The sequence below is a fragment of the Sphingopyxis sp. 22461 genome (genome assembly GCF_052044915.1).
Classification (GTDB): domain Bacteria; phylum Pseudomonadota; class Alphaproteobacteria; order Sphingomonadales; family Sphingomonadaceae; genus Sphingopyxis.
In genome coordinates, this window is the sequence record NZ_JBQENY010000010.1 from 150,381 (window position 1) to 171,062 (window position 20,682).

General features: G+C 63.0%; 19 protein-coding genes and 1 pseudogene. 9 read left to right on the top strand and 11 right to left on the bottom strand.

The genetic code is table 11. The annotated features are described in order from the left end of the window. Nucleotides 1-44: 44 nt before the first annotated feature. A complete protein-coding gene (locus tag ACTJI5_RS17375) occupies nt 45-1,514 on the top strand; it encodes a coniferyl aldehyde dehydrogenase (protein ID WP_440861200.1) in 1,470 nt (489 codons plus the stop codon). Between the two features lie 6 nt (nt 1,515-1,520). On the opposite strand, the gene ACTJI5_RS17380 is transcribed toward ACTJI5_RS17375, so the two are convergent. After that, the gene (locus ACTJI5_RS17380) at nt 1,521-2,024 is read right to left on the bottom strand and encodes a DUF3237 domain-containing protein (RefSeq protein ID WP_054586689.1); all 504 of its coding nucleotides are present in this window, start codon (nt 2,022-2,024) and stop codon (nt 1,521-1,523) included. A gap of 234 nt (nt 2,025-2,258) precedes the next feature. Here ACTJI5_RS17380 and ACTJI5_RS17385 point away from each other — a divergent pair, with 234 nt between their 5' ends. After that, a complete protein-coding gene (locus ACTJI5_RS17385) occupies nt 2,259-4,556 on the top strand; it encodes an enoyl-CoA hydratase-related protein (RefSeq protein ID WP_440861201.1) in 2,298 nt (765 codons plus the stop codon). A 34-nt stretch (nt 4,557-4,590) separates the two neighbouring features. Further along, nucleotides 4,591-5,367: an SDR family NAD(P)-dependent oxidoreductase gene (locus ACTJI5_RS17390; RefSeq protein WP_054586691.1), complete on the top strand. Its 777-nt coding sequence runs from the start codon at nt 4,591-4,593 to the stop codon at nt 5,365-5,367. A gap of 57 nt (nt 5,368-5,424) precedes the next feature. Here the strand turns inward: ACTJI5_RS17390 and ACTJI5_RS17395 are convergent, their stop codons facing one another. From ACTJI5_RS17395 to ACTJI5_RS17405, 3 genes are read right to left on the bottom strand one after another with little or no spacing between them, the layout of a single operon-like run. Continuing rightward, a complete protein-coding gene (locus tag ACTJI5_RS17395) occupies nt 5,425-6,198 on the bottom strand; it encodes an SDR family NAD(P)-dependent oxidoreductase (RefSeq protein ID WP_054586692.1) in 774 nt (257 codons plus the stop codon). Beyond that, a complete protein-coding gene (locus ACTJI5_RS17400; RefSeq protein ID WP_440861202.1) occupies nt 6,195-7,745 on the bottom strand; it encodes an acyl-CoA synthetase in 1,551 nt (516 codons plus the stop codon). Before ACTJI5_RS17400 ends, ACTJI5_RS17395 begins: the two co-directional genes overlap by 4 nt. Before the next feature lie 13 nt (nt 7,746-7,758). Then, nucleotides 7,759-8,865, bottom strand: coding sequence for an NAD(P)-dependent alcohol dehydrogenase (locus ACTJI5_RS17405; RefSeq protein ID WP_411341042.1), 1,107 nt, complete (start codon nt 8,863-8,865; stop codon nt 7,759-7,761). A gap of 165 nt (nt 8,866-9,030) precedes the next feature. On the opposite strand from ACTJI5_RS17405, the gene ACTJI5_RS17410 reads away from it, so the two are divergent. Next, a complete protein-coding gene (locus ACTJI5_RS17410) occupies nt 9,031-9,840 on the top strand; it encodes an SDR family oxidoreductase (RefSeq protein ID WP_411341043.1) in 810 nt (269 codons plus the stop codon). Nucleotides 9,841-9,851: 11 nt separating this feature from the next. Here the strand turns inward: ACTJI5_RS17410 and ACTJI5_RS17415 are convergent, their stop codons facing one another. Then, on the bottom strand, nt 9,852-10,649 hold the full coding sequence (locus tag ACTJI5_RS17415; protein WP_440861203.1) for a tyrosine-protein phosphatase: 798 nt from the start codon (nt 10,647-10,649) through the stop codon (nt 9,852-9,854). Nucleotides 10,650-10,885: 236 nt separating this feature from the next. On the opposite strand from ACTJI5_RS17415, the gene ACTJI5_RS17420 reads away from it, so the two are divergent. Next, entirely contained in the window at nt 10,886-11,683 is a 798-nt protein-coding gene (locus ACTJI5_RS17420) for an enoyl-CoA hydratase/isomerase family protein (RefSeq protein WP_411341045.1), read from the top strand. 31 nt (nt 11,684-11,714) lie between these two features. Here ACTJI5_RS17420 and ACTJI5_RS17425 read toward each other — a convergent pair whose 3' ends face one another. Beyond that, nucleotides 11,715-12,728, bottom strand: a complete 1,014-nt coding sequence (locus ACTJI5_RS17425; RefSeq protein ID WP_440861204.1) for an NADP-dependent oxidoreductase — start codon at nt 12,726-12,728, stop codon at nt 11,715-11,717. A gap of 85 nt (nt 12,729-12,813) precedes the next feature. Here ACTJI5_RS17425 and ACTJI5_RS17430 point away from each other — a divergent pair, with 85 nt between their 5' ends. Then, complete coding sequence (locus ACTJI5_RS17430) at nt 12,814-13,191, top strand: EthD domain-containing protein (RefSeq protein ID WP_054586699.1); 378 nt, start codon at nt 12,814-12,816, stop codon at nt 13,189-13,191. A gap of 67 nt (nt 13,192-13,258) precedes the next feature. Here the strand turns inward: ACTJI5_RS17430 and ACTJI5_RS17435 are convergent, their stop codons facing one another. Both ACTJI5_RS17435 and ACTJI5_RS17440 read right to left on the bottom strand, forming a co-directional pair. After that, nucleotides 13,259-14,509 (bottom strand): acetyl-CoA C-acetyltransferase, encoded by a 1,251-nt coding sequence (locus ACTJI5_RS17435; RefSeq protein WP_411341047.1) that lies wholly within the window; start codon nt 14,507-14,509, stop codon nt 13,259-13,261. A gap of 48 nt (nt 14,510-14,557) precedes the next feature. After that, nucleotides 14,558-14,767, bottom strand: a complete 210-nt coding sequence (locus ACTJI5_RS17440) for a hypothetical protein (RefSeq protein ID WP_440861256.1) — start codon at nt 14,765-14,767, stop codon at nt 14,558-14,560. On the opposite strand from ACTJI5_RS17440, the gene ACTJI5_RS17445 reads away from it, so the two are divergent. After that, nucleotides 14,727-16,142, top strand: coding sequence for an aldehyde dehydrogenase family protein (locus ACTJI5_RS17445; protein WP_411341048.1), 1,416 nt, complete (start codon nt 14,727-14,729; stop codon nt 16,140-16,142). The two genes, ACTJI5_RS17440 and ACTJI5_RS17445, sit on opposite strands and share 41 nt — an antisense overlap. A 127-nt stretch (nt 16,143-16,269) precedes the next feature. Here the strand turns inward: ACTJI5_RS17445 and ACTJI5_RS17450 are convergent, their stop codons facing one another. Both ACTJI5_RS17450 and ACTJI5_RS17455 read right to left on the bottom strand, forming a co-directional pair. Further along, on the bottom strand, nt 16,270-16,734 hold the full coding sequence (locus ACTJI5_RS17450; protein WP_411342303.1) for a hypothetical protein: 465 nt from the start codon (nt 16,732-16,734) through the stop codon (nt 16,270-16,272). After that, a pseudogene (locus tag ACTJI5_RS17455) lies at nt 16,735-16,917 on the bottom strand (TetR/AcrR family transcriptional regulator); the annotation flags it as partial. A gap of 274 nt (nt 16,918-17,191) precedes the next feature. On the opposite strand from ACTJI5_RS17455, the gene ACTJI5_RS17460 reads away from it, so the two are divergent. Both ACTJI5_RS17460 and ACTJI5_RS17465 read left to right on the top strand, forming a co-directional pair. Beyond that, a complete protein-coding gene (locus ACTJI5_RS17460) occupies nt 17,192-18,349 on the top strand; it encodes an acyl-CoA dehydrogenase family protein (protein ID WP_411341049.1) in 1,158 nt (385 codons plus the stop codon). Between the two features lie 133 nt (nt 18,350-18,482). Then, complete coding sequence (locus ACTJI5_RS17465; protein ID WP_231732804.1) at nt 18,483-19,655, top strand: CaiB/BaiF CoA transferase family protein; 1,173 nt, start codon at nt 18,483-18,485, stop codon at nt 19,653-19,655. A gap of 310 nt (nt 19,656-19,965) precedes the next feature. Here ACTJI5_RS17465 and ACTJI5_RS17470 read toward each other — a convergent pair whose 3' ends face one another. Further along, nucleotides 19,966-20,631, bottom strand: coding sequence for an SDR family NAD(P)-dependent oxidoreductase (locus ACTJI5_RS17470; protein WP_058537071.1), 666 nt, complete (start codon nt 20,629-20,631; stop codon nt 19,966-19,968). Between the last annotated feature and the right edge of the window lie 51 nt (nt 20,632-20,682).

A 20,682-nucleotide genomic window follows, 5' to 3' on the forward strand; every position in this document is an offset into this window, starting at 1 on the left:
GAAGCGTCAGCTTCCTGTTTCAGAAGCTATGGAAGGTACGAAAAATGACCAAGAGCTTACGCGCTGACACGATGGCTACCGATAGCGCTGCTCTCGAGCAGATGCTGCAGCGCCAGCGCAAGGCCCATATTGCAGACGGTCAGGCGAGCGCGGAGTTGCGTATTGACCGGCTCGATCGCTGTGCTGCCTTGCTTCGCGACTATTCCGCGCGGTTCGAAGAGGCAATCAATGCCGATTTCGGCAACCGGTCGCGCCATGCATCGGCTATCACCGACATCATGAGTCCGCTTGGCGCGCTGCGCGACTGTCGGGCCAATCTGCGTAAATGGATGCGCAGCGAACGACGGCCGGTCGAACCGAGGTTGCTCGGCCTCTTCGGCGCCCGGTCGGAAATCCGGTTCCAGCCCAAAGGCGTGATCGGCATCATTGCGCCGTGGAACTTTCCGGTGGGTCTCGTCTTCTCTCCGCTTGCCGGCGTTCTGGCCGCCGGGAACCGGGCGCTGATCAAGCCGTCGGAATTCACGCCGCGAACGTCGGATCTGCTCCAGCAATCGATCGCCGAATATTTCGCGCCCGACGAGGTCGCGGTCGTGACAGGCGGTGCCGATGTGGGGGCCGCCTTCGCGGCGTTGCCCTTCGATCACCTGATATTCACCGGCGCCGGCTCGGTCGCAAAGCATGTGATGCGCGCTGCGGCGGAGAATCTCGTGCCCCTGACGCTCGAGCTTGGCGGGAAGAGCCCTGTGATCCTCGGTGCGAGCGTGGACATGCCCGTCGCCGCAGCGCGGATCATGGCCGGAAAAACCCTGAACGCCGGTCAAATATGCCTGGCGCCTGATCATATATTCGTGCCTCGTGGGCTACGCGACAGCTTTGTCACCGAGGCACGGCAGGCGACCGAGGCGATGTTCGGCTCCCTCAAGGATAATCCTGACTACACGGCCATGATATCGGACAGGCACTTCGAGCGCGTGCGCGGCTATGTCGCGGACGCGCGTGAGAAGGGTGCCACGATCGTCGAGATCAACGCCGCTGGCGAGACGTTCGAACAGCAGGAGCATCGCCGGATACCTCCGACACTCATTCTCGATGCGACCCGCGACATGGCGGTGATGCAGGACGAGATATTCGGGCCGCTTCTGCCGGTCGTTGCATATGACAGCGCCGAGGAGGTTGTGGCGGAGATCAATGCGCACGACCGGCCGCTTGCGCTTTACTATTTTGGATCGGAAGCGGGCGAACGCGATCGCATCATCGATGCCACGACCTCGGGCGGTGTGTGCGTCAATGACGTGATCATGCATTGCGCGCAGGAAAATCTGCCTTTCGGCGGCATCGGGCCTTCGGGTATGGGTGCCTATCACGGGATCGACGGCTTTCGCGAATTCAGCCATCGCAAGGCGATCCACACTCAGCTCGGCAGGGATCTGGGGCCGATGAAGCTTTTCAGGCCGCCCTATGGCGCCAAGCTTCGCGCCTTCGTCGACAAGCAGATCGGAGCGGGCGCCCGGTAGAAGGAGCTAGCCGTCGAATTTGAACACGCTGTCCGCGCGCGCCAGACCAATCGACTGATCGGGGACGCATTGGTACATGAGATATTCGACGGCTCTCCCGTCCCCCCGACCCTCGGCGACCGCCATCACATGGTTCAGCCAGGAATAGCGCGCGTGGCTGGTTTCGAAGCGGGGCTGCGTCGCAAAATAGGTCTCGCCGAAATCGACCGTCTCGCCGGCCTTGTATTTGGCCGCAGCCTGCGGCGTCGTGTTGGCGACCCCGAAATATTGGACGAAGATGTTCGCCATGTCGTGGGTGACGATGACGAGCCGAACGTCGATGTGAAAGACGCCCTCCTGGTCGATCAACTCGAACTCGCCTCCGACAGGCGCGACCGTGCCCTTGATACGTGGGCCTTCGACGGTGCCGCCGCCCAGCTGCCACACGTTGCGGCGACCCTTTGGTATCGGTCCGATCGGATAGCGGTTGCCCAGATCGACGCGCATGCGCAGCAGGGGTTCAAGGTGCATGCTCTTCTCCATCAAGTTGGAATGCTCGGCTGCTACGGGCTGTCGTTTGGAAGCGGGCAGCGTCGCATCCTAAGACGGGCCGCGATAATAATCAATTGACCAATTAACTTGCCACCTGACGTCTGCTTGCCTATCGATCGGTTTTAGGAAGACGCTGCGCGCGCAAGTGGCGAGCCGGTCGTATAAGGATGGGAGACAGCTGAGATGAAAGGGACAGCAGCAGCGCAGACGCCCGTGATCATCGCCGTCGGCGAGATTGTGGACCGCCCGGATGACCCGGGCAAGGCGCTCGAACCTGTGGCGCTGATGGCAGAAGCGCTGCGCCGCGCGGCGGCGGAAACGCCGGCCGTTCTCGGCGCGCTGGACTCGATCGATCTCGTCGGACAGGTCACCTGGCGCTACCGCGACCCCGTAGCTCTTCTTTGCGAGAAGCTCTCGATCGGCCCCGCCCGTGCCCAAAATGCCAGCATGGGCGGCGAAACGCCTATTCGCCTCCTGCACGAGGCAGCACTCCGTATCGCGCGGGGTGACAGCGCCGTTGCCGCGATCGTCGGCGGTGAGGCCGTCAATGCGATGGGCAAGGCGCGCAAGGCCAAGGCGAAGCTCGACTGGACCCCGCTCGCTCCCAAAGAGGAAACCGTCGCGGTCGACTTCGCCTCGCTTCCGATGCGCAAGGCCTCGAAAAAGCTCGGAATGACTGCGCCCGTTCATATCTACCCGCTCTATGAGAACGCCTTCCAAGCCGCCCGCGGGCAGACCCCGGCCGAGGGCCGCGCCGCTGCCGCCGAACTCTGGGCGGACTATGCCAAGGTAGCCGCGTCCAATGAAACCGCATGGTTGCGTTCCGCGCCGGGAGCGGCAGAGATCGGCACGCCTTCGGAGAGCAACCGGCTGGTGGCCTTTCCCTATCCCAAGCTGATGGTCGCGAACCCTTCGGTCAACCAAGCGGCCGCGATCGTCGTGGCAAGCCTCGAATGGGCCCTCGCCAACGGGATTCCCGAAGAGCGGCTGATCTATATCTGGGATGGCGCGGCAGCGCAGGAGCCCGGGGATTATCTGGAACGCGACCGCTATGACCAGTCGACCGCGCAGCGCGTGGTTCTGGAGCAGGCAGTCGAGATCGCTGGCGGCGATGCCTCCGCGATCGATCTGGCGGAAATGTACAGCTGCTTTCCGATTGTGCCCAAGATGGCGCTCGAGACGCTGAAGCTGCGGCCGGACGTCAAGCCGACGGTGACCGGCGGGCTGACCTTCTTTGGCGGCCCGATGAACAATTATATGAGCCACGGCGTCTGCGCGATGGTCCGGGAGATGCGGGCCGGAAAGGGAACCACAGGCCTTCTCTACGGCCAGGGTGGCGTCGTATCCAAACATCATGCGCTGTTGATCTCGACGCGGCCACCGGAGAAGACTTTGAGGCCGGACTATTCGGTTCAGGCCAGGGCGGACGCGTTGCGCGGCTCCGTGCCCGAATTTACAGAGACCTATGAGGGCGCTGCCACCGTCGAAACGCACACGATCATTTATACGCCGAAGGGCGAGGTCCTCCACGGCGTCGTGATCGCGCGCACCGCAGATGGCCAGCGAACGATCGCGAAGGTACGGCGTGACGATGATCGATCGATCTTGGTCCTCTCCTCGCTCGACGCCAATCCCATCGGCACGTCCGGCCATATTCGCATCGATGCCTTTGGCGCCCGAATTTGGGAGGTAGGCGAGAAGCGCGACCGGCGCGCGGCGCCGCACCGCTTCTGTCTCGTCGAACGCGACGGGCCGATCACTCTGGTCACGATCAATCGCCCCGACGCGATGAACGCGTTGACGCCATATGCGAACGAGGAGCTGGCCGAGGTTTTCGACGACTTCCAGGCTGATCCCGATCAGTGGGTGGCCATCCTGACGGGGGCCGGCGACAAAGCCTTTTCGTCGGGCAATGACCTCAAGTTCACCGCGCAGTCGATGGCTGCGGGGTTGCCGCTCGAGACACCGACCAAGGGATTTGCCGGCCTCACCGCGCGCTGGGACAACAACAAGCCCGTGATCGCCGCGGTAAATGGTATTGCCATGGGTGGCGGCTTCGAGATTGCATTGGCCTGCGACCTCATCATCGCGGCCGAAGGCGCCGTTTTCGCTCTTCCCGAGCCCAAGGTTGGCCTCGCCGCTCTTGCGGGGGGGCTCCACCGTCTGCCGCGGCAGATCGGCCTCAAGCAGGCCATGGGCATGATCCTCACCGCCCGCCGCGTATCGGCCGCTGAAGGTCTGTCGCTTGGCTTCGTCAATGAAGTGGTGCCGCAAGACGAACTGCTCGCAGCGGCGCGGCGTTGGGCCGATGACATCGCCGCGTGCAGCCCGATGTCGATCCGGGCTTCCAAGGAGGCCGTCATGAAAGGCCTGGACGAAAGCGACCTCGCGGCCGCCTATGGGAACCAGACGCGATATCCGGCGATCGGAGCGCTCTTCCGGTCGGACGATGTGCGCGAGGGGCCGCTCGCGTTCGCCCAGAAGCGGCCACCGGTCTGGAAGGGCCGATAGGTTTTCTCGGGGTCTGCCGGGAAGGAGAGGGGGAATGGGTGTGGCGACAGCTTTTGATCTGACCGGGCGCGTGGCGCTCGTGACCGGCGCTTCGTCCGGACTTGGCGCGGGCTTTGCGCGCGTGCTCGCTGAGGCCGGCGCTAAGGTGGTCCTTGCGGCGCGGCGTGTCGACCGGCTCGAGGCAGAGGTCGATGCGATCAGGGGGCAGGGCGGCGAGGCGCTCGCCGTGGCCCTCGATGTCACGGACGAAGCCTCGACAATAGCGGCCTATGATGCAGCCGAGGCAGCTTTCGGAACTGTCGACACGATTGTCGCCAATGCGGGTATCGCGAGCGACAACGCCGCCCTGCACCTCACCGCCTCGCATGTCGACGATCTGCTCGCTGTCAACGTCCGGGGCGCCTTCCTGACCGCCACCGAAGGAGCGCGGCGGCTCGTGGCAGCGGGAAGCCGCGAGCGCGAGCATGGCCGAGTCGTCATCATCGGCTCTATCACGGCCGAGCGGGCGCTGCCCGCGGCGTCCGTTTACGGCGCGACCAAGGCCGCTGCGCGCCATATGGCCAAGGCATTTGCGCGCGAATGGGCGCGGCGCGGCATCAATGTGAATGTCATCCAGCCTGGCTATTTCGAGTCCGAGATGACGGCGGAGATGGTCGGAAGTGAAGCGGGGCAGGCCTATATCGCTTCCTTTCCGCGCGCCCGCTTGCGCCCGGCGAGCGATCTCCACGCGCCGCTGCTGTTTCTCTGCTCGGACGCATCGCTCGGGATAACCGGTACGGTCATCACCGTCGATGATGGACAATCGCTATAAGACATCCTTGCGACTTGCCTCTCCCGCTTTGGCTCCGGAGGGGGCGTTAGCCTCCGGTCAGCGCAGAAACTGGCCGTCGTCGACCTTGAGGATCGTCCCGGTGACCGCTTCCGAGGCGGGCGACACCAAATAGAGCAAGCTTGAATCAAGTTGCTCCGGCAAACCCAGCCGCTTGCGCGGAAAGGTGCCGATAAAGGCGTCGCCGGTCCGTGACCGCATCCCGTCCATCATCTCGGAATCGAACGAGCCCGGGGCAATGCAATTGACGTTGATATGAAAGCGCGCCCATTCGATCGCCAGGGCTTCGCTCATCCGCACGACCGCAGCCTTGCTCGTCGCATAAAGGGCGGCACCCTGCCTGGGCGCCACAAAGGCCGCTATCGAGGCTATATTGACGATCCGCCCATGTTGCCTGGCCTCGATGAGCCGCGTTGCAACCTCGCGCGCGAAGAGGAAGGGCGCACGCACGTTCACGTCGAGCACGCGATCGATGAGATCGAGCGGCATGCGCGTTGCGAGCTGCGCATCGGGAATGCCGGCGTTGTTGATGAGGATCCCGGTTGTTCCGAAAGCCGCCTGCGCCTTATCGACAGCCTCGACGATTTGCCCCGGGTCAGCGACATCGGCTGCGACGGCGGTCGCTCTGCCGCCCGCCGCCTCTATCTCGGCGACCAGCGCTTCGAGGCGTTCGATACGTCGGCCGACGACCGTAACGGCGGCACCCGCCGCTGCGAGCGTTTTGGCAAAGCGGTGGCCGAGCCCCGACGAGGCCCCGGTGACGATCGCAGACTGGCCCGCGAGAAGCGAGGCATCCTTCGGCGCGGCGGTCATCGCGATGTGGCTCCGGCAGATTTGTCCCTGGCCCAATATTCGTCGCGGATGAGGCGTTTGTAGAGCTTGCCGGTGTCGAGCCGGGGGAGCGCTTTCGAGAAGTCGATCTGACGAGGTGCCTTGACGTGACTGAGCTTCTCGCGCGCGAGCGCGGTAAGTTCAGCCGCAAGCGCGTCACCGGCGTCGGACCAGTGGACGGGCTGAACGACCGCGATCACGCGCTCGCCCATCTCTTCGTCCGGTCCGCCGATCACGGCGACGTCCGCGACCTTTGGATGTGTCACCAGCAGATTCTCGATCTCCTGCGGATAGATGTTCACCCCACCCGAGATGATCATGAAGCTCTTGCGGTCGGTGAGATAGAGATAGCCTTCCTCGTCGACCCAGCCGATGTCGCCGAGCGTCGTCCATCCCTCCGCATGCCGCGACTCGTCGGTCTTGGCAGCGTCGTTGTGATACTCGAACCGCGGCCCGCCGCTGAAATAGATCGTGCCTTCCTGCCGAGGCGGAAGCTCCTGTCCTTCTTCGTCGCAAATGTGGAGCTTCGTCGTCAGGGGCCTGCCGACCGAGCCCTTGTGAGCGAGCCACTCCTGAGGCCCGATGAAGGTCCCGCCATTGCCTTCGGATCCACTGTAATATTCATGAATGATCGGACCGAACCAGTCCATCATCGCTTCCTTGACCGGGACCGGGCAGGGGGCGGCGGCGTGGACCACGGTGCTCAGCGACGAGACGTCATGGGCGGCGCGCTCGCCCTCCGGCATCTTGAGCATGCGGATGAAATGAGTCGGCACGAATTGCGCGATCGTCACCTTGTATCGCGCGATGGCGGCGAGCGCCGTCTCGGGGGCAAAGCGCTCCATGAGAACGACGGTGGCGCCAAGGCGCATCATCGCCATCGTCCAGCGGAGCGGTGCCGCATGATAAATGGGGGCAGGGCAGAGATAGATGCTGTCCGCCGACGCGCCGTAGAGTTGCGTCGCCACCATGACGACCGAGTCCGGCTTGTCGATGGGCTCGCCGCAGATCGGGCTCGGCTTGATGCCTTTCGGCCGTCCCGTCGTGCCCGACGAATAGAGCATGTCATAGCCCGCCTGTTCGTCGGCGACCGGGACTGGGGGCATTGCGCTGCGTTCGGACTCGAAATCGAGATAGCCCGCGATCCGGCCGCCTGTTGCGAACAGGTCGATATCGAGGTCGCGCCGCGCGATTTCCGCCGCGACCTCGCCTTGCGCGGCCGAAATGATGAAGATCCGGGCGCCGCTGTCGCGCAATATATATTCGACTTCGTCAGCCTGGAGCTTGTTGGAGATGGTGACGAAGTAGAGGCCTGCACGCTGGGCAGCCCAGGCGATCTCGTAAAAGGCGGGCGAATTGGGAAGGCACATCGCGATCGTCGAGCCGGGAGCCAGTCCGAGGGCTCTAAATAGCTGCGCGCCCTGGTTCGAGCGGCGGTCGAGATCGGAATAGCGCAGCGTCTCGCCCGTTTCGGCCATGATCAGGGCGGGCTTGTGGGGCGTCGAGCGGGCATGGATCGAGGGATGCATAGTGTCCGTCCTCTCAGGGGATCATCACGGCCTTCACGCACCGTCCGGCGTGCTGGTCGGCAATGGCTTCGTTGATCTGCGATAGCGGATATCTGCGAACGAGACGGTCGAAAGGCAGCTTTCCCGCCTTGTAGAGCTCGATCATGCGGGGAATGAACGCATCGGGTAGGCTGTCGCCTTCGATGATGCCCATCACGATATGACCCGCACCGACCAGCTGGTTGATCGAAAGACCCAGCCGATCGTCGGCGGGGCTTGCGATTCCGACAAGTCCGAAGGTCGCGCGCGGCGCCAATGCGGTCATCGCGGATTCGATGACCTCTCGCCGGCCTGTCGTGTCGAACGCATAATCGACCCCGACCGGGACGATTTCGCGGATTGCCGTCGCAAAGTCGGCGGAGGCCGGATCGATGACGTGCGTCGCGCCAAGTTCGAGCGCCAGGGCCCGGCGTTCCTCCCGCGGCTCGACAACGAGGATGGTGGCACATTCCTGGACCTTGGCGCCGAGGACCGCACTCAGCCCCACCGCGCCGGCGCCGATCACAAGAAGCGACGAGCCTTTGGGGCAGGCGAGCGAGTTCATCACCGCGCCCACGCCCGTCTGGACACCGCAACCCAGCGGGCCAAGCAATTCGATCGGGAGCGCTGGGTCGACGCGGACGGTGTTGCGTTCATTCGCAAGTGCATAGGATGCGAATGACGACTGGCCGAAGAAGTTCGCACTTGCGGGTTCTTCGCCGACACAGAGCGTCCGGCTTCCGTCCACTCGGCAGCCGCCATAGTTCATTTGCGCGAAGCGAACACAATAGGCCGGCCGGCCCTCATCGCACCGGGGGCATTCGCCGCAGCTGTTGAAGGTCAGTACGACATGATCGCCAGGGCGCACCTTCGACACCCCCTCGCCGACGCGCTCGACGATACCCGACCCTTCATGGCCAAGCACCGCCGGCGCCTTCATGATCTGGAGACTTCCGCCAAAGGCAAGGTCGGTATGGCAGAGGCCGACGCCCGCGATGCGGACCAATATCTCGCCCGGCCGCGGATCTTCGAGCATGATATCCTCGATATCCCAACGGCCTCCCGGGGTGCGGGCTACCGCGGCGATTGCTTGCTTGGCCATGCTCCATCTCCCATGCGCCGCCGCCGTTCGTCCATTGTCGAAAGGGGCGGCGGCAATCCTTGTCGCGTGGAACTATCAATTGGCAAAAAAATAATCAATCAACTAATGAAATTCTCTGATGCTCGTGATGGGGCGCTGAGGCGAAGAGTGTGAGGGAGAGTGACGGTGGCCGGCGACGCGTTTCGTGAGGACATTTTCAAGAACAGGACATTGTTCGTCGCCGGAGGGTCAGGCGGCATCAATCTCGCGATTGCCGAGCGATTCGCCGAACTCGGGGCGAACATAAGCCTCATAAGCCGCGATACCGAGCGGGTGAGTGCAGCCGCCAGGAGCATTGACCCGGGTGGCGCGCGCGCAATAGGGTTCGCCGCAGATGTTCGCGATTTCGAGGCGGTGGACGCAGCCTTCGCGGCGACGGTCGAACGGTTCGGGGAGATCGACTTCGTCGTTTCCGGTGCTGCTGGAAATTTTCTGGCACCGGTGATTGGCATGTCCGCAAACGCGTTCAAGACGGTCATAGACATCGACCTTCTGGGCACTTTCAACGTGATGCGCGCCGCATTCGACCATTTGCGCAAACCTGGCGCGTCGCTCATCTCGATTACGGCGGGACAAGCCGTTCGCCCGACGATGTTCCAGGCGCATGCCGGCGCGGCAAAGGCAGGGATCAACAATCTGACCCAGACGCTCGCGATGGAGTGGGGACCAGCCGGCGTTCGCGTAAACGCCATCGCTCCGGGGCCGATCGGCGATACCGAAGGCATGCGCAGGCTGACCCCATCGGAGGCTGCGACCGCGGCGTTGAAGAAACGGATTCCGCTGCGCGACTATGGCGTCAAGCGCGACATCGCCGATCTCGCGGTATTTCTTTGCACCCCCAATGCAAAATATATCACCGGGGCAATTCTCGATTGTGACGGAGGTTCTGTGCTCGGTGACGCGTCGGCAGACGCCCTCACTGTCCCGCCGCGATAGGCAAGGACCGGTCAGACTTCGAGGAGGTTGTCCTGTAGCCGGCCAAGATCGCTATCCGAGAGGCCGAGGACGTCCTTCGCGAAGCTGTATATCGAGCCATGCCGCCACTCCAGTTCGCGAAAGGCAGCCTCGATATAGCTGCGATCGGCGCGCATAAGGATTTCGAGCGCATCGGGCGCCAGGCGTTCCATCCACTTTCCTTGCATGCCCGCCGCCGCCGCACTCGCGGTCAGGCGTTTCCAGTCGAGCAGTTCGGCCGTCTTGCAATAGTCCGCGATGATATATTCCCGGCGAATTCCGATAAGATCGAGCAATAATGCGACGGCGATGCCGGTGCGGTCCTTCCCGGCCGAGCAGTGGATGAGCACCGGCAGGCTGCCCGCGGCGATGTGGCGATACAGGCTGGCAAGATGCGTCGCGTGCCTGTCGGCCAGGCTTCGGTAGAAATGCCGCACTGCTTCGGCATAATCATCGGGCTCGAGGTCGCGCGCAAACAGCCGCTGATCGCCTGAAAGATCGATATCGCCCTCGTCCCAGACCAAGGTAGTGCGCTTTTCCGCAAAAGCCGGAACGGTCGGATGGAGCGCGCGCTCACTGGCCAGGCGCAGGTCTGCGATCGTGGAAATCGCGTCGAGCGATTCGTTACGGATATCGTCGCTCGTCAACTCGTCCAGCCGGGCGGACCGCCATATCAGCCGTCGCTTCAAAACCCTGCCATCGCGGGCCGGATAGCCGCCGACCTCCCGAAAGTTCTGGCCGCCGGCAAGTGCGACCAGCCGGTCCTCTTCGATCACGACAGTCTCGGTCATATGATATCCCACAAAAAGGTGCGCCCGTGCGCCGCGTTTATCAAACAGTCCCGGGTTGCCAATATGTGACGCCATCCCCTTCGACTTTGGCGTCATCGCCCGGTGCCCGGGCTCCATCCCCGCTCATGCCAGACCGGAAGAACCCGCCCCAGCCTTATTATGTGATTGATTAATTGATTGTGCAACCCGGTCGGGGGATGCTAGCTCACCGGATCAGCAATGGAAAAGGTCCGCGGATGACAGGCAAGCCGCTTCGCGTTCAGGTCGAAAGCGCCGAAAACGTAGCCGTCGTGCGCTTCGCCAATCCGCCGCACGGCACCATCTCGAACGGCGGTGCGGCGGACCTTGTCGCGGCGATCAGGCCCCTCCTCGCGGCGGCCGAAACACGAGCGATCATTCTCACTGGCGGTCAGGACGGCATCTTCATCCGCCACGCCGACGTCCGGCAAATTGCAACTTCGCTTGAACGCGTAGGCATGGGAAGCGTCGATCCGCAAGCCTTTGCGACCAGCGCATTCGCCGAACTCGGCGCGATGCTCGACGCCGCCGAAAAGCCGGTGATCGCCGCGATCGACGGCCTGTGCATGGGCGGCGGCTTCGAAATTGCACTTGCCTGCACCATGCGGATCGCATCGCCCGCCGCCACCGCGATCGGCCTTCCCGAAATTCGCCTCGACATCTTCCCCGGCGGAGGGGGAACGCAGCGGCTGTCGCGACTGATTGGACGCCATCGGGCCCGCCTGCTCATGCTCCGCGGCGACGTCATGACGGCCAGCCAGGCGCTGGCGGCCGGCCTTGTCGATGAAGTGGTCCCGTGTGCGCTTGATCGTGCCCTCGAATTGGCCGGCATGTTCGCCGGCCGTTCGACCGCCGCGGTGTCCGCGATCCTGCGCCTGACGGCCACTGACGAAGACCGGGAGAGGCTGGCCGCGGAAGCTTGCCGGTTTGGCGAGCTTGGCCTCACCGGCGAGGCGCTGCCGGAGGCGCTCTTCCAGTTCGCTGAAGGCGATGTCGGACTTGAAGCGATGCGATGAAGGGGCTGTGCGCAGCGTCAGGCGTCAGGCGTCAGGGCTCCGGCGAAACCCGGACGACGAGCTTTCCGTCGTTGCCCCCTGTAAACAGCAGGTCGAGCGCGGCCACCGCCTCCTCGAGCCCGTCGACGACATGATCCTTCCAGGCAAGCCGGCCCTCGGCAATCCACGACGAGAGGTCGGCGAATGCTCCAGGCGCCTGGCGAAGATAATCGATCACGATGAAGCCTCGAACGGTCAGGCGCTGCATGAGAATTCGCCCGAAGTCGCGCGGCCCCGGCATTGGTCCTTCCTCATTGTAGGCGGAGATCATTCCGCACAGCGCCATGCGGCCATCCTTGCGGAGACGCGAGAAAACGGCATCCATGATCGGGCCGCCGACATTTTCAAAATTCATGTCGATGCCTGTCGGGTACAGCCGGTCGAGCGCGACACCGACATCCTCGTTGCGATAGTCGATCGCCGAATCAAACCCCAGCGTCTCGGTAAGCCAGCCGCATTTTTCCGGGCCGCCGGCAATCCCGACCACTTGCGCGCCCTTGATGCGGCCGATCTGACCGACGATCGAGCCGACGGCACCCGCCGCCGCGGACACCGCCAGGACTTCGCCTTCCCGAGGCTGGCAGATGTCCAACAGCCCGAAATAGGCCGTCAGTCCCGTCGCCCCGAGGACCGACAAATAGGCCGTCAGCGGAACGCCAGCCTGCGGCGCGATACGACGCGATCCGCGCTCATTCGCTATCGAGTAAAGCTCCCAACCGCCGGTCGATGGCAGGACGAGGTCCCCGACGCGAAAGCGGTCCGAGCGCGAAGCCTCGACGACGCCGATCGTGCCGCCGCGCATGACGTCGCCCACACCGACCGGAGGCAGATATTGGTCGCGATCGCTCATCCAGAGCCGGTTCGTCGGATCGAGCGAAAGATAGAGGTTGCGAACCAATATCTCTCCGTCCGCGAGCGGGCCTATGGGCGTTTCCCGCAGTTCCAGGTCCGCGGCGCCAGGCGCGCCTTGCGGACGGCGCTTCAATATCCATTGGCGGTTCTTCATATCCTATCTCCTTAAGCGCGGGACAGCGACCAGAGCCAATTCCCATCCGGGGCGCGCGGCGACCCTTTCACAAGAAAGTCTGACCATGATTGCCATCAAATTCTGCCTGCGGCGGTTGCCCGCTCTCACGTTGTCCGAATTTCAGGACTATTGGCTCAATCAACATGCACCGCTTGTTCGCAGCGTTGCCGAGACGCTTGGTATCCGCCGCTATGTCCAGTCGCACGCCCTTGACGACGACGGGCTCACCCGTGCTTTGGCTGGCCGCGGCTGCGAGCTTCCGCCCTACGACGGTATTGCCGAGCTTTGGTACGATAGCGCGGCTGCCGTGCGAGCGGCGGGTATGACCGAAGCAGGACGCGCCGCAGGCAGGCTGCTGCTCGCCGACGAGAAAAGGTTCATCGACCTTCCCAACTCGCCCATCTTCTGGGTTCAGGGGCACGACATCATCAGCAATGGATAGCGGCGGGCGAACGCGCCGCCCGCCGCTATTTGTCATCGGCTCCAATCCGTCAGCCAAAGCATCGACGTCAAAGCCTTTCGATGATGATCGCCGGCGCCATGCCGCCCGCGGCGCACATGGTGACCAGGCCATAGCGGCCGCCCGAACGCTCGAGTTCGTCGAGCGCGGTGCCGATCAGGATCGAGCCGGTCGCGCCGATCGGGTGACCGAGCGCCATCGCGCCGCCGTTGATGTTCACCTTTTCGCGGTCGAGGTCGAGGTCGCGGATAAACTTTTCGGCAACGACGGCGAAGGCTTCGTTGATTTCCCAGACGTCGATATCGTCCTTGGTCAGTCCGGCCTTTTCCAGCACCTTTTTCGCTGCCGGAACCGGGGCATTGAGCATCAGCGTCGGGTCGTCGCCCTGGTTGGCATAGGCGACGATACGCGCGCGCGGCTTAAGGCCGTGTTTGTCGGCATATTCCTTCGATGCCAGCAGAATGGCGGCGGCACCGTCGACGACGCCCGACGAATTTCCGGCGTGGTGGAAATGCTGAATCTCAAGGTCGGGGTAGCGGCGATTGATCTGGCCGCGGAAGGTGACGCCGCCGCCCAGGTCGAAATCCGACAGGCCCGCAAAGCTTGGCTTCAGCGCGGCCAAGCCTTCGGCGGTCGTTTCGGGGCGCGGGAACTCCTCGCGCTCGAGCGCGACGCTGCCGTCGGTGTTCAGCACCGGAACGACCGACTTGCTGAAACGGCCTTCCTTGATCGCCTTGTCGGCGCGCTGCTGGCTGACGAGCGCGAGCGCATCGAGAGCCTCGCGGCTGATGCCTTCCATCGTCGCGATCGCGTCGCCGCAAATTCCCTGGTGCGATTGCGGGTGGAGCGTGTCGAGCGCTTCATGACCCGATCCCATCATTTGGGGGGCAAGGCCGGCGTTGGCCTGCTCAGCGGCGTGGCTGGCGGTAAAGCTCATCATTTCGGTGCCGCCGGCGATCACGCAATCTTCCATACCCGACATCACCGACGCCGCCGCGAAATTCACCGAACTGATGCCGCCGCCGCAGAAGCGGTCGAGCGTCGTGCCGCTCGCCTTGATGTCATAGCCCGCCGAGAGCGCCGCCATGCGGCCGAGATCACCGCCCTGCTTGCCGACCTGGCTCGACGTCGACCAGATGATGTCGTCGACCGTTGATGTGTCGAGATTATTGCGGTCGCGGATCGCAGCGAGCACCGTCGCGGCAAGATGCTGCGGGTGAAGGTGCGAAAGCGCGCCCTTGCCGGGCTTGCCGATCCCGCGCGGGGTGCGGACGGCGTCGATGATATAGGCTTCAGTCATGAAAGCATCCTTGCAAGAGATTGGTCCGACCCAGAATTAGTCGAGCGATTAATTTAATCCCTCGCTTCGATCAAGCGAATTGGTCGACGCGGCAGGAATGCTCGGGAGCCCGGCCGGCGGCGAGCCCGCATGCAAAAAACGCTTGCCTCGTCGCATAATCAATTGAATGATTAAATAGAGCCAATTGTTTGCGGCCACCTGATGGGAGAAAATCCGGATGAGCTTTTTCGACAGCTTCACGATGACGATCGGCGGCAAGGCCGTCTCGTCGAGCGAGACGATCGATGTCATCAATCCGGCAACCGAGGAGATCGTTGCCAAGGCTCCCGACTGCTCGGAAAAGCAGTTGGACGACGCCGTGGCCGCCGCCCGCGCGGCCTTTCCCGGCTGGCGTGCTACACCGATCGAGGAGCGGCGGCGCGCGGTGGCCAGGATTGGCGAGGTTCTGACCGAGCACCAGGCCGACTTCGCCCGTCTGTTTACGCTTGAGCAGGGACGCCCGCTCGACGGCGCGGCGCAGGAGATCGCCTTCGCCGCCTATTGGGCCAATGAGGTATCGAAGCAGGACATTCCGGTTACCGTCACCGAGGATAGCGCTTCAAAACGGTCCGAAACGCGCCACGTCCCGCTCGGGGTGGTCGCGGGCATCGTACCCTGGAACTTCCCGGTCAATCTCGCCGTATGGAAGATCGCACCGGCGCTGCTTACCGGCAATACCCTGGTGCTCAAGCCTTCGCCCTTTACACCGCTCACGATGCTCAAGTTGGCCGAGCTTCTTCGCGAGCATCTTCCGCCAGGCGTGTTCAACGTGATCAGCGGCGGCGATCGCCTTGGCCCTTGGCTGACCGCGCATGAGGGCATCGACAAGATCAGTTTCACAGGCTCGACCGCGACTGGCAAGCGCGTCATGGAAACCGCGTCCAAAGGCCTCAAGCGGGTAACCCTTGAGCTCGGGGGCAATGATGCGGCAATTGTCATGCCCGATGTGGCGCTGGATGAGGTGGCCGACAAGCTCTTCTTCTCGGCCTTCGCGAACAGCGGCCAGATCTGCATCGCGACGAAGCGGATGTATGTGCACGAAGATGTGTATGACAAGGTGGCGGATGCACTTGTCGCGCGCGCGCGCGGCGCGAAGGTCGGCGACGGGCTCGACCAGGGAAGCAATTTCGGACCGATCCAGAACCGCCCCCAGTTCGAACGTGTCAAGAATCTCATCGAGGACGCCAGGCAGCAGGGGCTGCGCTTCCTTGCCGGCGGCGACGTTCCCGAAGGAACTGGCTTCTTCGTGCCACTCGCGATCGTCGACAACCCACCCGAGGATAGCCGCGTGGTGCAGGAGGAGGCTTTTGGCCCGGTCCTCCCGCTGTTGAAGTTCCGCGACATCGACGAGGTGGTCGCTCGTGCCAACGCCTGCGAATATGGCCTCGGCGGCTCGATCTGGTCAGCCGACACGGAGGCCGCAGCGGACATCGCGTCGCGTCTCGAGACGGGAACCGTGTGGATCAACGACACGCTCTACATCATGCCCTGGACGCCCTTCGCGGGTCACAAGCAATCGGGGATCGGCGTCGAGAACGGCAAGGAGGGACTGCTCGAGTTCACGGTGCCCCAGACGATTACGATCGCCAAATAGGTCCAGCGGAGCTTGGCGTCGGTCTCGGCGCGAGGGGACGGAATCGTGCGGCTGCGGCTGGAGGCGCCAAGTCTGCGCCGCGGCGCCTTGCGTCTTTCCCGCGCTGCTCAACCGGGGCGGCGCGTCGTCAGTTCGCGCGCGCTTCGGCCGAGATTCCCCTGATAAGGTTGTTGCAGAGCTCCGATACGTAGCGGCGTTTGAGATCGTCGTTGATCTCCTCAAGGCCGAACACATGTCGCGCCTGGTGGCGAGAATGGAACAGCTGGTCGCAGGCCCCGACGATCATGAAATAGAAGACCAGAGGATCGACCTCGCGGAAGATGCCCTTGGCCCGGCCTTCTTCCAGAATCGCGCGCTGCGCCTTCGCGACCGGCAGGCTGATTTCCTCGGCGATCTGCTTGCCATAATCGCCCGACGGCTCGTTGGCCAGCTCGTGCATCAGCCGGTTGACATAGGGATATTGATAATAGGTGTTGACCATGCCGCTGATGTGGATGCGCAACTTGTCCTGCGGCGAAATATCCATTTTCAGCAGCTGCTGCAGGTCCGCCATTCCCTGACCCAGGCGGCGGCGAAGCAGCGCCATCAGCATGCCCGCCTTGTTGCCGAAATAATATTTGACCAGCGCGGAATTGACCCTGCTCCGCGCTGCAATTTCGCTCAACGAAATATCGGTCGTACCCCGCTCGGCCATCAATTGTCCCGCCGCTTCCAGCAGTCGCTCGCGAGACTCCGCTGTCGACGAACTTCCTTCCGCCTCGATCTGCACCTTCATTCGTCACTCCCTGTGGTCGTCCCGGCACGACCATCCCCTGCAATCGGCGCGCCGCAGCTTGCGGCTATCCGTTCGGATATGGCGTAAATTAATTGATTGAACAATATATTCCCACGCCCTGTGGCGGCGGCGCTGGTCCTATTGGCCAGCCCGTCCAGATGATAAACTCCACGGCGTTCGCCAGATATGGATGGCCTGCGCGACGCTTGCCTGAAATTATCTATGCGATTAATTGCTGGAGCACCGCAATTGAAAAAGTGAGGAGAGTGAGGCCATGGACCTGCAGTTCAGCCGCGCCGACAGGGCGTTCCAGGCCGAGGTTCGCCGCTTCTTCGAAACCGAGTTCCCGCCTTCTGTCCTGAACAAGGTTCGCACCGGTCAATTTCTCGGACGTCAGGATTATGAAGCCGCACAGCAGGCGCTCCAGGCCCGTGGCTGGTTGGCTGCCAGCTGGCCCCGCGAGTTCGGAGGCACGGGATGGACGCCGGTCGAACGCTATCTGTTCGAAGAGGAAATGGAGCTGGCGGGCGCGCCGAACCTGGTTCCGATGGGCCTCATCTATATCGGGCCGATCATCTGTGCGTTCGGCACGCCCGAACAACAGCAGCGCTGGCTGCCCGACATTCTCTCGTCGCGCTCCTTCTGGGCGCAAGGCTATTCGGAACCCGACGCGGGGTCTGACCTCGCCAGTCTCGCCTTTTCGGCGGTACGCGATGGCGACGATTATATTCTGAATGGCTCCAAGATCTGGACAAGCGGCGCCCACATCGCCGACTGGATATTCTGCCTTTGCCGTACCTCGCACGAAGAAAGAAAGCAGGACGGCATATCGCTCATCTGCGCCCCGATGAATTGCGAAGGCATCAGCGTGCGGCCGATCGTTTCGATCGATGGCGCGCATGAGCTGAACCAGGTCTTCTTTACCGACGTCCGTGTTCCCGCCGCAAACCGCATCGGGGAGGAGGGGCGCGCCTGGCATTATGCAAACGTCCTTCTCAAGAACGAGCGCCTCTCTTACGCGCATGTTGGCCGCAAGAAGCGCGACCTTGCGACCCTCCGCACGATGGTCGCGGGCGACCGCGCCTTCGCCCGGCGGCTTGCCGATGCAGAATTTACGGTGATGGTGCTCGAACAGCAGGTTCTGAAGGCACTTGTGCATGGAAGCGATGCCGCCACCGTCGCAAGTCTGAAGATCGGTTGCACGCAGGCCGCGCAGTTGATCACCGAGCTGTATATCGACCGGGCAGGGGAGTATGCGGCGCCCTTTTTCGATCGCTCTCGTTCCGACTGGCATGAGGCGACGCCGCTCATTCCCGAGTTTGCCGCGGTCGCCACGGCCTCCTATTTCTTCGAGCGCGCGCAAACGATCTACGGGGGGACCACGGAAATTCAGAAGAATCTGGTCTGGCGCGCCATCGGATCCGCGCGCTGAGCGTCGGTCGCGCTCCGTGCCGTCATGTTTCGGCGCATGTCACGCCGGGAGGCGCGACGGTTCAGCTTGATCGCGCATCATTAATTGGGTAATTAAAATGCTGTGGCTTACGGTAAGGCAGCGAGAATAGCATATGATGGGAATGGCGGACGGCAAGGCGATGCTTACGGGCTTGAAGGTCGTCGATCTCACGACCGTCGTCTTCGGACCCTATTGCACCCATATTCTCGCTGAACTCGGCGCCGACGTCATCAAGGTCGAAGTGCCTGGAAGCGGGGACTCTTTTCGCTGGTCGGGCAAGGCGGCCGCGACCCATGGCATGGCGCCTGCTTTCATGGCAATCAACGGCAGCAAGCAATCGATCGCCCTCGATCTCAAGACCGCCGCCGACCTCGAGACGATGAAGAAGCTTCTGTCGGATGCGGATGTGTTCGTTCTCAATGTCAGGGGCAAAGCCGCCGAACGTCTCGGCCTGGACTATGAAGCGGTAAAGGCGATCAAGCCCGATATCATTTATGCGCATTGCGTCGGCTTCGGTCAGGATGGCCCCTATGCCGATCTACAGGCCTATGACGACGTCATCCAGGCAGCGTCGGGGACGGCAACGCTTCTCCCCCGCGTCGATGGCGATCCGCGCGCGCGCTATCTGCCCTCGCTGATCGCCGACAAGGTCGCCGGTCTTCATGGGGCGCACGCGGTGCTCGCCGCCATTATCCATCACATGCGGACTGGCGAGGGTCAGCTCGTTGAAATTCCGATGTTCGAGGTCTTCACCAATTTCATGCTGCTTGAGCATCTCGGCGGCCTGGCCTTCGACCCTCCCAATGCTCCGGTTGGCTATTTTCGCCAGATCGATCCCGATCGCCAGCCTTTCCCGACCTCCGACGGCTACGTGAGCATCGTCGCTTACACCGACGAAAGCTGGTCGCGGATATTCGAACTGCTTGGCAATCCGGGCTTCCTCGATCAGGACGCGTTCGCAACCCGCAAGGCGCGGGGGCGCAATCTCCCGCTCCTTTACCGCGAAATAGCAAGGTTGACGCCAGGCTTCACGACCGCCGACCTCGTTGCGCGCTGCCATGCCGCGCAAATCCCGGCTCAGCCTGTCCGTGACCTCGCCGACATCATGAATGATCCGCATCTTGCCGCCACCGGCTTCTTCGAAGCCTATGAGCATCCCACCGAAGGACGGTGCTTCCGGATGGGGCATCCTGTCCGCTTTGGCGTATCGCTGGGAGGAGCCGGCAAGGTCGCCCCGGCGATAGGCGAACAGAGCGAAGAAATCCGCCGATCCATCTCCGGATGACCGCTTTTGGTGCGGGCCTCGAACCCCGCATCCGAAGCCAGATTCCGCGCGATGACGGCATTGTGTGAAGCCACCGCCCGAAACAAGGGCGGGGCAAGGAGCAGGAGAGAAGATCATGCGCGCCAGACTGCGCCAAGAGGCTGACTGTATTGCGGTTTACGCCGTCACCTTCCTCGTTTGGGGCGCCATTTTGATGACGATCGCCGCCAAGCTCTGACCTTGCCGCGCAAGGCTCGCACTCCCGGCAAGATCGATGCGGCTTGATCGCGCCGCTGCGCCGGCCAAACCGGCACACCGCCGTGCGATTGGCTCATTGCCCCATGGAGAGTTTGAGCTGGGCTCCGGTAATGCTCGCCGCCTCGTCTGAAAGCAGAAAGGCGACGACGCGAGCGGCCGCCTGGGGCGAAATCCAGTCGCTCAGGTCAGCATCCGGCATGTCCGCGCGGTTCGCCGGCGTATCGATGATCGTCGGCAGCACTGCGTTCACCCGAATTCTCATGGGCCGAAGCTCCTCCGACAAGCTTGCCGTCAGCGCAGCGACTCCGGCTTTCGACGCAGTGTAGGGCGCCATTCCGACTTGCGGGTCTGTCGCAGCGGCGGCGCCGATATTCACGATTGAGCCGCCGTGCTCGAGGTGAGGGAGTATGGCATGTGAGGACGCCACTGCCGTTCGAAGATTCATGCGGTACATCCGGTCCCAGCTGTCGATCGATCCGTGTTCGAGCGTCTCCCAGACGAACCCTCCCGCGACATTGACCAGTCCCTTGATGCCTGACTTTTCCGCCGCGATCCGGGCATAGGCTTCCTTCACGACATCGCTGTCCGCGAGATCAATGCCGCTGGTGACAGACGCGGCGTCTTCGTGCGCACCCGACATATAATCGACGACCGCCACGTCATGACCGCGCGAAGCGAGTTCGGTGGTAATCGCCCGGCCCAGAATTCCCAAACCGCCCGCCACAATTATGCTCGACATTCATGCCTCCCGTTACCGACCCGCGACGACCAACAGGCCTCACGCGGATTC

Coding starts and splice junctions, on each gene's coding strand:
- ACTJI5_RS17375 (WP_440861200.1), top strand. CDS start 45: ATGACCAAGAGCTTACGCGCTGACACGATGGCTACCGATAGCGCTGCT.
- ACTJI5_RS17380 (WP_054586689.1), bottom strand. CDS start 2,024: ATGCACCTTGAACCCCTGCTGCGCATGCGCGTCGATCTGGGCAACCGC.
- ACTJI5_RS17390 (WP_054586691.1), top strand. CDS start 4,591: ATGGGTGTGGCGACAGCTTTTGATCTGACCGGGCGCGTGGCGCTCGTG.
- ACTJI5_RS17395 (WP_054586692.1), bottom strand. CDS start 6,198: ATGACCGCCGCGCCGAAGGATGCCTCGCTTCTCGCGGGCCAGTCTGCG.
- ACTJI5_RS17400 (WP_440861202.1), bottom strand. CDS start 7,745: ATGCATCCCTCGATCCATGCCCGCTCGACGCCCCACAAGCCCGCCCTG.
- ACTJI5_RS17405 (WP_411341042.1), bottom strand. CDS start 8,865: ATGGCCAAGCAAGCAATCGCCGCGGTAGCCCGCACCCCGGGAGGCCGT.
- ACTJI5_RS17415 (WP_440861203.1), bottom strand. CDS start 10,649: ATGACCGAGACTGTCGTGATCGAAGAGGACCGGCTGGTCGCACTTGCC.
- ACTJI5_RS17420 (WP_411341045.1), top strand. CDS start 10,886: ATGACAGGCAAGCCGCTTCGCGTTCAGGTCGAAAGCGCCGAAAACGTA.
- ACTJI5_RS17425 (WP_440861204.1), bottom strand. CDS start 12,728: ATGAAGAACCGCCAATGGATATTGAAGCGCCGTCCGCAAGGCGCGCCT.
- ACTJI5_RS17430 (WP_054586699.1), top strand. CDS start 12,814: ATGATTGCCATCAAATTCTGCCTGCGGCGGTTGCCCGCTCTCACGTTG.
- ACTJI5_RS17435 (WP_411341047.1), bottom strand. CDS start 14,509: ATGACTGAAGCCTATATCATCGACGCCGTCCGCACCCCGCGCGGGATC.
- ACTJI5_RS17445 (WP_411341048.1), top strand. CDS start 14,727: ATGAGCTTTTTCGACAGCTTCACGATGACGATCGGCGGCAAGGCCGTC.
- ACTJI5_RS17450 (WP_411342303.1), bottom strand. CDS start 16,734: ATGCTGATGGCGCTGCTTCGCCGCCGCCTGGGTCAGGGAATGGCGGAC.
- ACTJI5_RS17460 (WP_411341049.1), top strand. CDS start 17,192: ATGGACCTGCAGTTCAGCCGCGCCGACAGGGCGTTCCAGGCCGAGGTT.
- ACTJI5_RS17465 (WP_231732804.1), top strand. CDS start 18,483: ATGATGGGAATGGCGGACGGCAAGGCGATGCTTACGGGCTTGAAGGTC.
- ACTJI5_RS17470 (WP_058537071.1), bottom strand. CDS start 20,631: ATGTCGAGCATAATTGTGGCGGGCGGTTTGGGAATTCTGGGCCGGGCG.